This window comes from Pedobacter frigiditerrae (assembly GCF_004331645.1).
Taxonomy (GTDB): domain Bacteria; phylum Bacteroidota; class Bacteroidia; order Sphingobacteriales; family Sphingobacteriaceae; genus Pedobacter; species Pedobacter frigiditerrae.
On record NZ_SJSK01000001.1, the window covers coordinates 315,798 to 330,633 of the forward strand.

A 14,836-nucleotide genomic window follows, 5' to 3' on the forward strand; every position below is an offset into this window, starting at 1 on the left:
TGAAATGAAAATATATCAATTTATTATAAGCTGTTTAGTTCTAGGATCGCAGACAGTTGTTGCTCAAAATGCTCGTTTTACCAATCAAGGAGTAATTGAATATGAGAAAAAGGTTAATATGTATGCTTTAATCAAAGATCAAGTAAAAAAGAATTCTGACAGAAGTTATTATGCACAAGCCTTTGAAGATTATCAAAAAAAGAACCCTCAGTTTAAAGTTTTAAAAAGCACCTTAAAATTCTCAAAAGAACAAACCTTATTCACCCCAATTGAGGAGGATGTAGTTGGAAGTGGATTTTTCGATTTTGAATCTGCAAATCAGCATAATACTACGGCTACAAATACTAATGCAGGTACAGTTATATCTCAGAAAAAAGTATTTGAAGAAACCTATCTATTAAAAGATAGCACCCGCAAGATTAATTGGAAAATTACCAATGAGATAAGAAACATTGCTGGATATGACTGCAGAAGAGCGAATGCCTTAATAATGGATTCTATTTATGTTGTTGCCTTTTACACAGAAGAAATACCTGTATCTGGTGGACCTGAAACTTTTTCGGGCTTACCTGGAATGATTTTAGGGGTTGCTTTACCTTATGAACACATTACATGGTTTGCAACTTCTGTTTTAGACCAACCAGTAACAGATGATAAATTAAAAGCTCCAGTTAAGGGAAAACCTGTTGATAGCAAACAATTAACTGCAATCCTAAAAGCTGCCACCAAAGACTGGGGAGAATGGGGTCAAGATTCTTTAAAGGCTTTTCTACTCTAAAAACCCCTTAAAATATAAAAAGGTCGTTATCCATTAGGGTAACGACCTTTTTTAATCTTTATGTATTCGATTAATTAATCAGCAATTTATAGCCTTTTCCGTGTACGTTTAAAATCTCCACTTTTGGATCTTCCTTAAGGTACTTACGAAGCTTACTTAAAAAAACATCCATACTTCTGCCATTAAAATAATTATCATCATGCCAAATACTTAACAAGGCCTCTTCCCTTGTTAAAACAGTATTTTTCTTTAAACAAAGTAATTGTAAAAGCTCAGCTTCTTTAGTTGAGAGTTTCTGCTGCTTTCCATCAAAATGTATCAGTTGAGTAGTGTAGTCAAATTTGTAGTTCCCAATTTCAAATTGAGTTTGTGCTGGTTCACTTGCAGTCTCTTTACTGGAAACTCTTTTTAACAAAGCATTTATACGCAACAACAACTCTTCTATCCGGAAAGGTTTGGTAATGTAATCATCGCCTCCCAAATCATAGGCGGAAGCTTTATCCTCCATCATAGCTTTTGCAGTTGCAAAAATTATTGGCACATTTTGATTTATCTTACGGATATCTTTTCCCAATGTAAAGCCATCTTTTTTAGGCATCATTACATCCAAAATACAAAGATCGAAATTCTGCTTACTAAAGGCTTTTAATCCTTCATCACCATCGGTACAAAGCACCACATCAAACTTACCTTTTAACTGCAAATAATCTTGTAGTAACATCCCCAAGTTAGGGTCATCTTCAACCAATAATATTTTCTTCATCATAATTAATTGCTTTGTTTAAACGGTAATATCACTTCAAATGTTGTTCCTTTATCCTTCTCACTATGCACTTTCACCAAACCATTCATTTCATTAACAATATCTTGTACATAATTTAAGCCTAGGCCAAAACCTTTCACGTCATGTAAATTCCCTGTAGGAACTCTATAGAATTGATCAAAAATGCGTTTAGTTTGCTCTTTGGTCAATCCAATACCTTCATCACTAATTTCAATGTACAAATTTTTGATGTTACTTTTGGTGCTGATATGGATTTTTGGTGTATCTGAGCTATATTTATTAGCATTGTCAATCAAGTTGTAAATCACGTTCGATAAATGTAGTTCATCTCCCATGATCACATCCTCTGCAGCGTTAAGATCCAATGTTAAAACTGCATTCCTCTTTTGCAATTGTAAACTCATGCTATCTACAACGGCCGTAATCAAGTCATTTACATTTACTGGATTACATTCAAGTTTAATTTCCTTTTTCTCTAACCTTGCTACGCTTAAAACTCGTTCAATATGATTACCCAATCGTACGTTTTCATCATAAATAATATTAGCCAACCGGCTGATTCTATTTTTATCTTCAGTAACCTCTGGATCTTTTAAAGCTTCACTAGCAATCATGATAGTAGCAACAGGAGTTTTAAACTCGTGTGTCATGTTGTTAATGAAATCTGTTTTCATCTCAGATAATTTTTTCTGTCTGATGATAGCATAAATTGTATAAGCAAAAATCGAAATAAGTACTAATAACAAAGCAACAGATGATGCCATAGAGACAAACATATTGCTGAAGATTAAGGAGCTTTTTTCTGGAAAATAGACATAAAGCAACCCTGGATCACGAATGATATCCTGATTAAACAAGGTAAATCGATATACGTTAGTAGGCAGAAACTCCCCCGTCTTTTGCGATGCATTCTGATAAATAATAGAATCTTTATTTGCCAGCTTAACCCAAAAATCATAATCAATCGTTATGCTTTTATTCAGCAGCTCTCTTTTAATAAGTGTATCTAAATGCTCTTTGCTAGGAATCCTTTGAATTAGAGGAACGTCCTTGTCGGCCATTTCTTTAGCAGCATCCTGAAAAACACTTACACTCTTATCGTCTAAAATATTTATCGTATCCGCACTTAAGTCCTTCAGGGCTTGTTGGTATCTCCTTTGTGCAATTGCATCTTCAATTTTAAATTTCTTAGCCATCGTGCTATCAACAGTAGCAACCGAGACTGATAAAGGCTTTGCATTTATAGGATTTTGAACTAGGTATCTTATGGTATCAGGTAGCGAAGCTGGAGTTAAATTAAATGTTCTTTCTCTGTTAGGATTATATCTTAATTGAGCAATCCTTTGTTTAATATTTCCATTTACATCTCTAGTTTCATCTAAAAAAAATACGATACCTGAGTTTTTACTTAGATTGACATACTCTTCCTCAGAAATCACTATCGCATCTCCAAAATTCATTTTTATCAGTTTGTCCTGATAATTAAGTGCATCTAAAATTTGCTTAAATTTCTCTTGGTTTCTTTTCTCTTCTTGTAAACTGAATTTTTCTTTAAGGTCAACGTACTTTTGTGCTCTTTGTAAATCACTCTCTTTCCTTTGAACCTCAAAATCTAAATCCTTCTTTTTGATATGATTAACTGCATTTTGCTTTTGAACTTTATTAACAACAGCATTTAATGCCTGATTAACATTTTGTTCGAAGAGCTTAGAATTAAGTTTGTAAGATTCCTTGATGTAATACAATTGCATTACAAATACACCTAGCAATGCTAGTGTCATTAAAGCGGTAATTAACCAAAGGCTTCTCTTCTTCATTTTAAACTATTCAAAAATAATCAAGAATTAAGCAAATGGCCTTGTTTTAACACTTTTTAACACAGTAACAGCCAATGTATTAAAGCAAAAAAGCTCCCGAAAAAATTCGAGAGCTCAATTAACCTGTTTTCTTAAAAAAGATTTTTACTAGAATGGAAGGTCATCTTCCTCTCCTGCTTTAGCACTTAAATCTACAGGAGCTGCATATTGTGGTGCCGCAGGAGCTGCAGCAGTATTTGTTAAAGTTGTCAAGCGCCAAACTATTAAACTGTTAAAATAAGTTGTAACGCCTTCTTTATTTGTCCATGGGCGACCGCGTAAGTTGAAAGAAACTTCAACTTCATCACCTGGCTTTAAAGAATCAAATAAAGCTGTTTTATCTTGTATTGCTTCAAACCTAATAAACTCAGGATAGGTTGGGTTCTCTGCGTATTCTATAATTAAATCACGTTTTTTAAACGTGTCACTCACTTGTTGTAAAGCACCTATTTCGTGCACCTTGCCTTTAATTTCCATTTCAATACTAATATTTGTTCCTAAATCAAATCTCTAAAATTTTCTTGATAATCCTACATCAAGTTTTCCACACAATTAATAGTTAAGTAATTAAATAATAACGACAATTTGTTAGATATCATACACTAAAACTCCTTTAAAATTAATTCTGTTTTTTATTGGTAACTTTGCCCCAATATGATGCAAGTTTTCCAAACCAAAAGCAAGGTAATAATTACCTGCAATAAAAGGCTATCGCCTTATTTACAAGATGAAGTTACAGCTTTAGGCTATGAAATTGTAAGGTCTTTTCCAACAGGTGTTGAGTTAAATATTACTTTAACTGAATGCATAAAACTGAATTTGAATTTAAGATGTGCTAGTCAGATTTTATATTGCATAAATAGCTTTAAAGCAAACACGCCTGATGAATTATATACTGCTTTACTTACCATAGAATGGGAAGAATTGATAGATTTTGCAGGCTATTTCTCTGTAACTTCTAACGTAGATAATCCAACTATTACTACACCCCTTTTTGCAAATTTGAAAGTAAAGGATGCAATTGTAGACCGTTTTAGAGAAAAGAAAAACATCCGTCCTAACTCTGGTTCTGACGCCAATAAAACCGTTGTGCATTTATATTGGAAAGATGATGATGTTGATATCTTTTTAGATACCAGTGGCGAAACTTTAGCAAAACATGGCTATCGTAAAATCCCAGGAAAGGCACCTATGTTAGAAGCGTTAGCAGCAAGTACAATCATGGCTACTCAATGGGATCAAAAATCTCCTTTTGTAAATCCGATGTGTGGTTCTGGAACTTTGGCAATTGAAGCAGCGTTATTAGCAACTAATCGCCGACCAGGTTTATTTAGGATGAATTATGGTTTCATGCATATTTTGGGTTATGATGAAGAAGTGTTTTTTGCAGAGCGAAGAATATTAAAAGACCAAGTAATTAAAAATGTCGACCTACAAATTATAGCTTCAGATATTTCTGAAGATGCAGTTGAAGTAACTCGTAGAAATGCAAAAACCGCTGGCGTAGACACCTTAATTACTTTTGAAGTGTGCGATTTTGAAGAAACACCAGTTCCAGAAGGCGGAAGAGGAGTTGTCATTTTCAATCCCGAATATGGAGAGCGTTTAGGTGTACATAGCAAATTGGAATTGACCTATAAACGCATTGGCGATTTCATGAAGCAAAACTGCAAAGGCTATTTTGGGTATATTTTTACGGGAAACCCAGATTTAGCTAAAAAAATTGGACTTAAAGCTGATAAAAAAATAGAGTTTTACAATGGGAAGCTGGATTGTAGAATGTTAGAATACGAACTTTATGATGGCACCAGAAGGGCTGAAGATGAAAGACCTAAACCTAAATTAAGTTAAAATTATCTGAAAAATAATCAAAACTGTTAGCACTCCTTTTTCGTTAATAGGTTACATCAACCTAAGTAAAAATGAAAGATAAAGTAAAAGCAGAGATGCAAGCCGTAGCTGGCAACATCCGGAAGGTGAGGGAATATCGAAATTATACTCAAGATTATTTGGCTGCAAAGTTAGATATATCGCAAAATGCTTATAGTAAAATAGAGCTAGGTTACAGCAAGATTACTTTAGATAGGTTATTTCATATTGCCATCATTTTAGAAGTAGAAGTAACTCAATTGTTATACTTCAATAAAGCAGAATTTGAAAAGTAAGGTTAACCTTAACTTTTCAACAAACGCCCTTTTTAAATTTTTTCGAGATAACTTGCACAAAAATTCTTCTATGCAAGCTATCATCGACCAAACCATCAACTTTGTTAAAATTACGCTCGCCAATGCCGAAACCGGACATGATTGGTTTCATATTGAGCGAGTTTTTAAAACTGCTCAAGCCATTAATGCGAAAGAAAAAGGTGATGAATTAATTGTAGCATTAGCTGCTCTTTTACACGATATTGCAGATAGCAAATTTAATGGTGGTGACGAAGAAATTGGCCCTCAAAAAGCTGGTGATTTCTTAAAAAGCATTGGCATAAGTGATGACATTATTTTTCACGTACAAGAAGTAATCAGAAATTTATCGTACAAAGCCAGTTTAGGAACTATTACTTTTAAATCAAAAGAGTTAGATGTAGTACAAGATGCTGATAGATTAGATGCAATTGGTGCAATTGGCATTGCGAGGGCTTTTACTTATGGAGGTTATAAAAACAGAGTTTTATACGACCCATCAATTCCTGTTAATTTAAATATGAGTAAAGAGGAATATAAAAATACCACTGCGCCAACTTTAAATCACTTTTATGAAAAGCTTTTGTTGTTAAAGGATTTAATGAAAACAGAAGCGGGAAAGGAAATAGCAGAGCAACGTCATCAGTTTATGCTCAATTATCTCGAACAATTTTACGGTGAATGGGAAGGTAAACGCTAAAAAAATACCCATGAATAGGTATTGTTAGGTGAAAATGCTTTGGGTAATTTTAAATAAAAAATGTTACCATATAGGCTTTTATATAGCAAAAACTCAGTACTTATCTTAGCAATGATTCTCATTCCAACTTTTGGAATGGATATTATGTTTGTCATTCTACTTAATCTTCCAAAGGACTTACCAGATTGGATAATCTACGGCCTTATCGTTTTCTTTTTGATAGTATTGGTCGTCTCTTTATTGCTTATGATCAAAAAATGGCTTAATGTACCTTGCAAAACCTTTGTTAATGAAAGTGGAATAAGCTTTAAGTTTGAGAAGAAGAATTTTTTCTATAAGTACAATACCTTTTTTTCTGGCTGGGAAAATGTAACCAACATTTCAGATACTGCTTATAATGAACAAGGTAATTTTTATCAAATCACTTTTAAAAATCCAAGTTTTACTGCCAACTTTAGTGCTATCAAAACTGAAGAAGAAGATGCAGAAAAGTTCTTTAATGAATTAACTTATTATCAAGATTTATATAATCTATCACACCCTAAAATTCCAATTAGCTCTAAGAATTTCTACGAAAGTACCTTGGCAAGAATGATTACTTTGCTATTTTATATTTTAGTTATCGCAATACCAATGGTTTATTTCACTACTGATAAGAATATAGACTGGTGGCGTGTAATTTCTCTTTTTTGTTTTGGTAGCATTTGGGTTGGTAATTATTACAAAAACACCAAAAAGCTCTATTAATTTACTAAATATTTTAGTTTTTGTTTGCTATTTTTGATAGTAAATTAGATTAAGATGTCGGAGAGATTAAGAGAGAAGTTGAGTATCCTTGCTGACGCAGCCAAATACGATGTTTCGTGTTCATCAAGCGGAAGCGATAGAAAAAATACCAATAAAGGCATAGGCAATGGGCATCATTCAGGCATTTGCCATACTTATACTGAAGATGGAAGATGTGTTTCTCTTTTAAAAATCTTACTTACAAATCATTGCATTTTTGATTGTGCCTATTGTGTTTCCAGAAAAAGCAACGACATAGAACGAGCAGCTTTTACGGTTGACGAGGTTGTAGAATTAACAATGAATTTTTATCGCAGAAACTTCATTGAAGGCCTATTCTTGAGCTCTGGCATTTTTAAAAATGCAGATTATACAATGGAAAGGCTTTTAAGAGTTGTCAAAAAACTTCGTCTTGAGCAAAACTACAATGGGTATATCCATTTAAAAACAATTCCTGGCGCAAGTGAAGAATTAATTAAAGAAGCGGGTTTATATGCCGACAGAATGAGTATTAATTTAGAAATGCCAACAGAAACTGGATTGAAGTTATTAGCTCCAGATAAAAGCCATAAAGATGTGATTAAACCACTCGGTTTTGTTCAGAATCAAATTGTACAATTTAAGGTTGAAAAAAAACTAATTAAAAGCGTTCCTAAATTTGTTCCTGCTGGACAGAGTACGCAAATGGTGATAGGTGCCACACCAGAAACGGATAAAGAAATCATGTATACCGCCGATGCCTTTTACAAAAACTTCGCCTTGCGTAGAGTTTATTATTCTGGCTATATTCCAATTAGTAATGATACTAGAATGCCAATTTTAGGCACCCAACCTCCCCTATTAAGAGAAAACAGATTGTATCAAACAGATTGGTTAATGCGTTTTTACGGATTTAAAGTCCAAGAAATTTTAAATGATGCCAACCCGCATTTAGAGATTGATATTGACCCAAAATTAAGTTGGGCACTAAGAAACTTGAAGCATTTTCCTGTTGACATAAATACGGCTCCGTATCGAATGATTTTAAGAATTCCTGGGATTGGTGTCATGTCCGCTCAAAAGATCGTCCAAGCTCGTCAGTTTGGGAAATTGCATATTTATCAATTGAAAAATATTGGCGTGGCTTACAGTAGAGCTAAACACTTTATTAAATGTGCCGATACTCCTTTTCAAATGAAAGATTTTCAAGCCACTCAAATCAAGGCATTTATTTTAGCAGAAAGCCAGAGTAAATATTTAAAAACAGATTCCAATCAACTAATTCTATTTAAATGATTTATGTTTTTGACGGAAGTTTAGAAGGTTTGCTAACTACTGTTTTCGAATGGTATGAACGTAAACCAGGAGAAGTAATATTAAGAACTGAGAAGTTTTATCAGCCAGATGCTTTTACCGAATCCTTTCCAATTCAAAACGACAGGACAAAAGCCGATAGAGTTTGGGCAGCTTTGCAGAAGAAACTGAGCAAAGAATGGGTTAGGAAATTTTACTGCGCCTATCTTTCTGAAATTCCTGAAATTTTCAACTCTCTTTTTCTCTTTACAATTTACATTTTTCAAAATCCAGCAGGTGCTGAAAAAAACTATGGAAATGATCACGTATTGGCATTATCGAAAGCTGCCAAGAGTGTAGAACGAGAAAAACACAGAATGGAAGCTTTTATTAGGTTTCAACATACAGCCGATGGGATTTTCTATTGTGGCATAGACCCAGATTTTAATGTTTTGCCTTTAATTCTCAATCATTTCAAAAATCGCTATGCAGATCAAAAATGGATTATTTACGATTTAAAAAGGCATTATGGTTTATTCTACGATTTAACTGTGGTAGAGGAAATTACGATAGAAATTAATCTTCAAGCTTTAAAACAACCTGCTGCTCATCAGTTAAATGAAAAAGAAGAACTATACGCTCATTTGTGGAAAGATTATTTTAAAAGCACCAATATTGTTTCTCGAAAAAACACAAAACTTCATATTAAGCATGTGCCAAAAAGGTACTGGAAATATTTAACCGAGAAGCAGTTGTAATAATGAATAATGAGCAAAGACTGATTTCCACTCTGTTAACAATTAATTAACCTTAAAACTGTAAATTAGCTCTATGAAGCTTAGCGTACTTGTTTTAATTACAGCATTAGCTGTAGCACTTTCTATCGGATTAGTTAATTTCTATTTTCAACATAATCTATATTATTTGGCTGTTTCTTTTGGGATATCATTTGTAACCAGTTTTTTGGTTTTTTATTATCTTTTCGAAAAGTATATATATACCAAAATTAAGCTGATTTATAAGTTGATTCATAACCTAAAACTAGGGAAAGATTTAAAAGAAGCTTTAGGCGAATATGTAAGTTCTGACCCTATAAATGATGTTGAGGCTGAAGTTAAAGAATGGGCAGGCGCAAAAAAGAAAGAGATAGATTTACTTAAAAAACAAGAGCAATTTCGTAGAGAGTTTCTTTCAAACGTATCTCACGAGTTTAAAACACCTCTTTTTGCCATTCAAGGTTACGTAGAAACCTTACAAGACTGTTTGCTTGACGATCCAGAAATGGCAATGAAATTCTTAAAAAAAGCTGAAAATAATATTGAACGATTGAGCTACTTGATTAACGATTTAGATGCTATATCCAAGCTAGAAACTGGCGAAATGCCTATCAATTATCAAAAATTTGACTTTGTAGTTTTAGCTAAGGAAGTAATGGATAGTTTAGAAGATACAGCACAGAGGCATAAAATAAAGCTTTTCTTTAAAGATAAGTACACAGGCCCCACAATGGTTTTTGCGGACAGAGAAAAGATAAGGCAGATATTAATTAACCTATTGCAAAATTCTATTAAATATGGAAATGAAAATGGATCTACAGCTGTTAAGATTTTTGAATTACATGACCAATTTTTAATTGAAGTAACAGACAATGGAATTGGGATTGAAGAAAAACACTTAACAAGATTATTTGAACGTTTTTACAGAATAGATTCACATCGATCTAGAACAGAAGGTGGTACAGGACTGGGTCTAGCTATTGTTAAACACATTCTTGAAGCACATGAGCAGACCATTTCTGTTCGTAGCACACCAAATATTGGAACTACTTTTGGCTTTACCTTACAAAAAAGCAATTAACTAATAATTTAAAATAGTTATAAGAGTTAACATTAACTTAACATACTAACTTTAGCTTTGCAGCATATTTAATTTAGTATGAATAGTATATTTAGCTTCTTTACTCCAAAAGACAAAAAATTTCAACCGCTTTTTGAACAAGCAGGAACAAATGTTGTAAAAATCTCTGAAGCATTATTGGTTGCGGTAACTACTAATGATTTAGAAAAAAGAAAAGAAGCCATTAAGGAAGTTGAGCGTTTGGAGCATGTTGGAGACGACATTACTCACACCATCTTCATAGAGCTAAGCAAAAACTTCATCACTCCGTTTGATAGAGAAGATATTCACTCTTTAGCAGCCGCCATTGATGACATTGCTGATTACATCCATGCTTCTGCAGGAAATATTGAATTGTACAATGTAACTAACATCGGCGATGCCATGGTTAAACTGGCAGAACTTTTAGTAGAAATGTGTGGCGATTTAGAAAAAGCGATTAAAGAATTAAGAAGCTTTAAAAACATAAGAGTTATTGCTGATGCTTGCGTTAGGATTAATAGTGCAGAAAACCAAGCAGATTACGTTTGTAATTTAGCCATTGCTCGTTTATTCGAATTTGAAACCAATGCAATAGAATTGATTAAACAAAAAGAGATTTTACAAACCTTAGAAATTGCAACAGACAAATGTGAAGATGCAGCTAACGTATTGGAATCTATTTTGGTTAAAAACGCTTAAATATGACTTTAACCCTTCTTTTTGTAATTATTGGTTTAGCACTAGTTTTTGACTATATCAATGGTTTTCATGATGCTGCCAATGCAATTGCTACAATTGTTGCAACCAAAGTTTTATCTCCATTTCAAGCGGTTGTTTGGGCTGCATTTTTTAATTTTTTAGCATATTGGGTGTTTGGTTTTGGTGTAGCCGATACGGTTGCTAAAACTGCCAACACCATGGAAATTAACCTTACCGTAATTTTAGCAGGTGTTATTGCGGCTATTATTTGGAATTTATTTACTTGGTGGTTTGGTATCCCTTCTAGTTCTTCACATACTTTAATTGGTGGTTTTGCTGGTGCAGCAATTGCCCACGCTGGATTAAGCGCAGTTAACTGGTATAAAGAAGGTAAAGCTGGCGAAATGCCAACTGGCGTATTAGTTATTATTGGATTTATCGTAATTGCACCCTTTATTGGAGCAATCATCTCCTACTTTATATCCATTTGGCTCTTACATTCATCCAAAAAGAGTATTTGGCCCAAAGTGTTTACGCTTACTTTAATGGCCATAACAGCTTGGTATATCTATAACCAAATGTTGTTCTATAATGAAATTAGGCACCCAAGATTTGAATCTCATTTCTTAAGTGTAATGTTTGAATCGCATAACATTAAATGGCTACTTGTATTCTTTATAGTATTCTCTATTAGTTTCTTCTGTTTAATTTTTAGCAGTTTAAATCAAACTCAATCTACGGCTTGGTTAAGAAAAATGCAGTTATTATCATCAGCTTCATTTAGTTTGGGCCATGGCGGTAACGATTCGCAAAAGGTAATGGGAATTATTGCGGCAGCTGTTGTCGTTTATATACATACTAGTGGAGTATCAATGGATGCTTTGCCTAGTTGGCTGCATGTAGCATTACCTTCTAAAGGACCAAATGGTGAAGAAATTGCTGGTCAGATGCCTTCATGGATACCATTAGCTTGTTATAGCGCAATTGCAGCAGGAACTTTAAGTGGTGGGTGGAAAATTGTGAAAACAATGGGCTCTAAAATTACTAAAGTAACTCCATTTGAAGGTGTAACGGCTGAAACTGCTGGTGCATTGACTTTATATTTTACAGAACATTTAAAAATTCCGGTAAGTACAACTCATACAATTACAGGTTCTATTATTGGTTCTGGTTTAACAAAAGGTGTTTCTGCAGTTAAATGGGGCGTCACGGTAAAGCTAATTTGGGCTTGGGTATTAACTATTCCCGTATCGGCAGCGTTAGCAGCTTTAATTTATTACTTACTAAGCGTTTTCATTAAATAGTTAGTTTAAGGAAACTACACAATGTAAACTGATCTATAGCATTTTCTTCATTTGTTTAGCAACTTCTTGTGCATCTGGATTATCGCTTTTAGCTAAATCCTTAGCAATATTTGTACGGTTTTGATAGCTATGGTTTTGACTTAGCTTGAATACGTTATTAATGGATTCTACTTTAATTTCAAAACCTACAATTGCCTTTAAATTGTTTTCAATATAAACATCATCCATTTTGTGAAATGCCGCAGGACTAGATTTTGGGTCTTCGAAACTATCTGTTAAATGTTTGATAACGGCTCTTGTTTCATCAGCATTCATCAATTTTATTTTGCCTTTGCATTGTACTGAACTATAATTCCAAGTAGAGGCAACTGCCGGATTTTCGTAAACCGAAGCACTCACATAACTATGAGCTCCTGTAAAAAGCGCCATGACATTTTCGTTTTTAGCATAAGCTTGATGATGGTCGGTTTTTTTCATGATATGCCCTACCAAACGGATGCCATTTTCATCTTGATAAATGTGAACAGGTATTTGAGTTACTACAGGAAACTCTCCATCATGACCAATTAAGGTTATAAAAGAATGAGCTTTCATGAATGCCAGAACTTTATCGGCATCTTTCTCTTCAAATTGAGAATTTTTATACATGATGTTAAAATTGATTGGTAGCCTACAATCTACCTTTGATAAAAATAAGTTAAAACTTAATGCTAAGTTCTACTATGTTACTTGAGGTTGAAGATAAAGTCCATTTTGGCCCTTCATTAATTAAGCGAACAGCTTCATCATTTTCGGCTTTGGTTAAACCTTGAAGTATTTTAATGTTACTTGGCCGTCCATTTTTTTGAACTTTAAAGGTCAATTTTACTAATTTACCAGTAGTAGCTGCTCCATTTTTTAGTAGCTTATTGTTTTCAACTAAATATTTCGAAAAACTTAACCACCCTTCAAACGGTATTGGGCTTGTATTTTTGTACGTTCCATAACCAACTACTACGTTTTCATTTTGAGCATTTTTGTTAGCTTCGAGCTCAACTTTGAAAGATTGGTTACCATTTACTTTTACTACTTGAGACGCAAAGCCAGGATAACCTATAGCTAACTGTTGGCTTTGAGTGGTATCTGCCCTTAAATGAAATTCCCCTTTAGTATTTGTGATTGTACTCACATCGCTATTGGCCAAAATAACATCAGCACCTTGAATTGGCATTCCGTCGTATTTCGAAACAACTTTGCCATTAATATTTGGGTTAAACTTTATACCTTCTGCTTTACCTACTAAAATTTCATTTAACGCTTTTACTTCTTTCCTTTTAGCTAATGCATCATTTATTTTAATCTCTTCATTTACTACTGCAGATTGGGCAGCTACAGGAACTCTAGCGGCAGAAACAACTGGTTTAGCTGGAGCGGCAACAACCGTTGGCTCTGGTTCTTGAACAAGTGGTTCTTTCCTATTGATTTTTGCCATACTGTTAGCTTTTGAATTAGCTAGCGCCTTATCAATTTCCATCTCAACTTTTGGTACTGGAGGCACAGGAGCCGCAGGTTTTATTATTTTTGTTTCCGCAACTTGTGGTGCAATATTTACATCAACCTTTTTAGCTTGTTGAGCCTCAAATTGTCTGCGGTTATTTTCCTTCATCCAGAATAACACACTAACTGCAACAAAAAGAACGGCAGCCGCAGCAGCTATACTTAGTCTTTGTGAAGTAAGTGTCCAACGTTTTTTCTCAATTGGTTTTTGAGCAATTCGCTCTTGAAGTTGTTTTTGTAATAACGATAAAGATTGAGAACGTTTTGGAGATTGGCTTAACCCAGCTAAAGCTTCGGCTACAAAGGGGTCTTCGAGTGAAATACGCTCTACCTTATGCATAGTTTTGGCATCAAGCTTACCATCAAGGTAATCTTCCAATACATCTATATCTAACCACTCGTTATAGCTCACTGTTTTTCTCGATACAAATTTTCAAATTCCTTTTCCCATTTTGAATATAACTCTTTACTTTAAGCATATCGTATCCGGTAATATCCGCCACTTCCTTATAACATTTCTCCTGCAAATAAAACAAATCTACACTTTTCCTTTGCTCTTCTGGCAGGGTTTCCATGCATTTTTCCATCACTGTTAACTGGGTCTCTTTCGTATCATCAATATCTAGATGCACAAAATCTCCATTTTCCACAAAATTATCTTCCATTGCTATTGTCGGATTTTTTGCAGACTTTCTCAACGCCATTAAACAATGATTTCTGGACAAAACGTGTAACCAACTTTTAAAGTTTTGAACTTGATGAACTTTCAATTTCACCACTAATTCTTCAAAAATTTGCATTACAGCGTCCTTGCTTTGCTCTTCATCCTTAAAATAATTAAAGCAAACCCCAAAAACCAGGTGCATATATTTATTATAAAGAGTCCCTAGCACTTCTAAATCGCCACTTTGCTGATAAGTGGCTATGAGCGATAAGTCGTCCTGCTCATTAATTTTAGATGTGTTCTTTATAAACTTCAATTGGGTTACCGGCTAAATGTTGTTCAAGTATAAAAAATATTTTCCGATAAGGATATGGAAATCTGATAAACCTTACATCA

The 14,836-nt window shown here is 33.9% G+C and carries 16 protein-coding genes; 10 read left to right on the forward strand and 6 right to left on the reverse strand.

Annotation, left to right across the window (positions count from 1 at the left end; translation table 11 throughout):
* Positions 1–4: 4 nt before the first annotated feature.
* Complete coding sequence (locus EZ428_RS01340) at positions 5–778, forward strand: GLPGLI family protein (RefSeq protein ID WP_131551312.1); 774 nt, start codon at positions 5–7, stop codon at positions 776–778.
* Between the two features lie 70 nt (positions 779–848).
* On the opposite strand, the gene EZ428_RS01345 is transcribed toward EZ428_RS01340, so the two are convergent.
* The 3 genes from EZ428_RS01345 to EZ428_RS01355 form a co-directional block, all read right to left on the reverse strand.
* Complete coding sequence (locus tag EZ428_RS01345) at positions 849–1,541, reverse strand: response regulator transcription factor (RefSeq protein ID WP_131552425.1); 693 nt, start codon at positions 1,539–1,541, stop codon at positions 849–851.
* Between the two features lie 5 nt (positions 1,542–1,546).
* Complete coding sequence (locus tag EZ428_RS01350; protein WP_131551313.1) at positions 1,547–3,379, reverse strand: sensor histidine kinase; 1,833 nt, start codon at positions 3,377–3,379, stop codon at positions 1,547–1,549.
* Between the two features lie 147 nt (positions 3,380–3,526).
* Positions 3,527–3,895 carry a DUF3127 domain-containing protein gene (locus EZ428_RS01355; RefSeq protein WP_131551314.1) on the reverse strand — a complete coding sequence of 123 codons (369 nt, stop codon included), beginning with the start codon at positions 3,893–3,895 and terminating at the stop codon, positions 3,527–3,529.
* Between the two features lie 180 nt (positions 3,896–4,075).
* Between EZ428_RS01355 and EZ428_RS01360 the strand changes: the two genes are divergently transcribed.
* The 9 genes from EZ428_RS01360 to EZ428_RS01400 all read left to right on the forward strand — a co-directional run bounded on the left by EZ428_RS01360 (position 4,076) and on the right by EZ428_RS01400 (position 12,240).
* Entirely contained in the window at positions 4,076–5,269 is a 1,194-nt protein-coding gene (locus EZ428_RS01360; protein WP_131552426.1) for a THUMP domain-containing class I SAM-dependent RNA methyltransferase, read from the forward strand.
* Positions 5,270–5,340: 71 nt separating this feature from the next.
* Positions 5,341–5,583: a helix-turn-helix domain-containing protein gene (locus EZ428_RS01365; protein ID WP_131551315.1), complete on the forward strand. Its 243-nt coding sequence runs from the start codon at positions 5,341–5,343 to the stop codon at positions 5,581–5,583.
* 70 nt (positions 5,584–5,653) lie between these two features.
* A complete protein-coding gene (locus EZ428_RS01370; RefSeq protein WP_131551316.1) occupies positions 5,654–6,301 on the forward strand; it encodes an HD domain-containing protein in 648 nt (215 codons plus the stop codon).
* 111 nt (positions 6,302–6,412) lie between these two features.
* On the forward strand, positions 6,413–7,048 hold the full coding sequence (locus EZ428_RS01375) for a hypothetical protein (protein ID WP_131551317.1): 636 nt from the start codon (positions 6,413–6,415) through the stop codon (positions 7,046–7,048).
* A gap of 54 nt (positions 7,049–7,102) precedes the next feature.
* Positions 7,103–8,362, forward strand: a complete 1,260-nt coding sequence (locus EZ428_RS01380; RefSeq protein WP_131551318.1) for a putative DNA modification/repair radical SAM protein — start codon at positions 7,103–7,105, stop codon at positions 8,360–8,362.
* Positions 8,359–9,117 carry a TIGR03915 family putative DNA repair protein gene (locus tag EZ428_RS01385; RefSeq protein ID WP_131551319.1) on the forward strand — a complete coding sequence of 253 codons (759 nt, stop codon included), beginning with the start codon at positions 8,359–8,361 and terminating at the stop codon, positions 9,115–9,117. Before EZ428_RS01380 ends, EZ428_RS01385 begins: the two co-directional genes overlap by 4 nt.
* Before the next feature lie 73 nt (positions 9,118–9,190).
* Positions 9,191–10,216, forward strand: a complete 1,026-nt coding sequence (locus EZ428_RS01390) for a sensor histidine kinase (protein WP_131551320.1) — start codon at positions 9,191–9,193, stop codon at positions 10,214–10,216.
* A gap of 78 nt (positions 10,217–10,294) precedes the next feature.
* Positions 10,295–10,936 carry a DUF47 domain-containing protein gene (locus EZ428_RS01395; RefSeq protein ID WP_131551321.1) on the forward strand — a complete coding sequence of 214 codons (642 nt, stop codon included), beginning with the start codon at positions 10,295–10,297 and terminating at the stop codon, positions 10,934–10,936.
* A 2-nt stretch (positions 10,937–10,938) separates the two neighbouring features.
* Positions 10,939–12,240, forward strand: coding sequence for an inorganic phosphate transporter (locus tag EZ428_RS01400; protein ID WP_131551322.1), 1,302 nt, complete (start codon positions 10,939–10,941; stop codon positions 12,238–12,240).
* A 33-nt stretch (positions 12,241–12,273) separates the two neighbouring features.
* Here EZ428_RS01400 and EZ428_RS01405 read toward each other — a convergent pair whose 3' ends face one another.
* Genes EZ428_RS01405 through EZ428_RS01415 form a run of 3 tightly spaced genes read right to left on the reverse strand, consistent with a single transcriptional unit; the run spans position 12,274 to position 14,756 of the window.
* The gene (locus tag EZ428_RS01405; protein ID WP_131551323.1) at positions 12,274–12,888 is read right to left on the reverse strand and encodes an FMN-binding negative transcriptional regulator; all 615 of its coding nucleotides are present in this window, start codon (positions 12,886–12,888) and stop codon (positions 12,274–12,276) included.
* 49 nt (positions 12,889–12,937) lie between these two features.
* On the reverse strand, positions 12,938–14,188 hold the full coding sequence (locus EZ428_RS01410; protein ID WP_131551324.1) for a carboxypeptidase-like regulatory domain-containing protein: 1,251 nt from the start codon (positions 14,186–14,188) through the stop codon (positions 12,938–12,940).
* Entirely contained in the window at positions 14,178–14,756 is a 579-nt protein-coding gene (locus EZ428_RS01415; RefSeq protein WP_131551325.1) for an RNA polymerase sigma factor, read from the reverse strand. The genes EZ428_RS01410 and EZ428_RS01415 overlap by 11 nt, the downstream gene beginning before the upstream one ends.
* Between the last annotated feature and the right edge of the window lie 80 nt (positions 14,757–14,836).

Bases quoted from the DNA above. Each gene is read 5' to 3' on its own strand.
- EZ428_RS01355 (WP_131551314.1), bottom strand. From the start codon at position 3,895: ATGGAAATTAAAGGCAAGGTGCACGAAATAGGTGCTTTACAACAAGTG.
- EZ428_RS01340 (WP_131551312.1), top strand. From the start codon at position 5: ATGAAAATATATCAATTTATTATAAGCTGTTTAGTTCTAGGATCGCAG.
- EZ428_RS01350 (WP_131551313.1), bottom strand. From the start codon at position 3,379: ATGAAGAAGAGAAGCCTTTGGTTAATTACCGCTTTAATGACACTAGCA.
- EZ428_RS01365 (WP_131551315.1), top strand. From the start codon at position 5,341: ATGAAAGATAAAGTAAAAGCAGAGATGCAAGCCGTAGCTGGCAACATC.
- EZ428_RS01400 (WP_131551322.1), top strand. From the start codon at position 10,939: ATGACTTTAACCCTTCTTTTTGTAATTATTGGTTTAGCACTAGTTTTT.
- EZ428_RS01360 (WP_131552426.1), top strand. From the start codon at position 4,076: ATGCAAGTTTTCCAAACCAAAAGCAAGGTAATAATTACCTGCAATAAA.
- EZ428_RS01385 (WP_131551319.1), top strand. From the start codon at position 8,359: ATGATTTATGTTTTTGACGGAAGTTTAGAAGGTTTGCTAACTACTGTT.
- EZ428_RS01390 (WP_131551320.1), top strand. From the start codon at position 9,191: ATGAAGCTTAGCGTACTTGTTTTAATTACAGCATTAGCTGTAGCACTT.
- EZ428_RS01345 (WP_131552425.1), bottom strand. From the start codon at position 1,541: ATGAAGAAAATATTATTGGTTGAAGATGACCCTAACTTGGGGATGTTA.
- EZ428_RS01405 (WP_131551323.1), bottom strand. From the start codon at position 12,888: ATGTATAAAAATTCTCAATTTGAAGAGAAAGATGCCGATAAAGTTCTG.
- EZ428_RS01370 (WP_131551316.1), top strand. From the start codon at position 5,654: ATGCAAGCTATCATCGACCAAACCATCAACTTTGTTAAAATTACGCTC.
- EZ428_RS01380 (WP_131551318.1), top strand. From the start codon at position 7,103: ATGTCGGAGAGATTAAGAGAGAAGTTGAGTATCCTTGCTGACGCAGCC.
- EZ428_RS01395 (WP_131551321.1), top strand. From the start codon at position 10,295: ATGAATAGTATATTTAGCTTCTTTACTCCAAAAGACAAAAAATTTCAA.
- EZ428_RS01375 (WP_131551317.1), top strand. From the start codon at position 6,413: ATGATTCTCATTCCAACTTTTGGAATGGATATTATGTTTGTCATTCTA.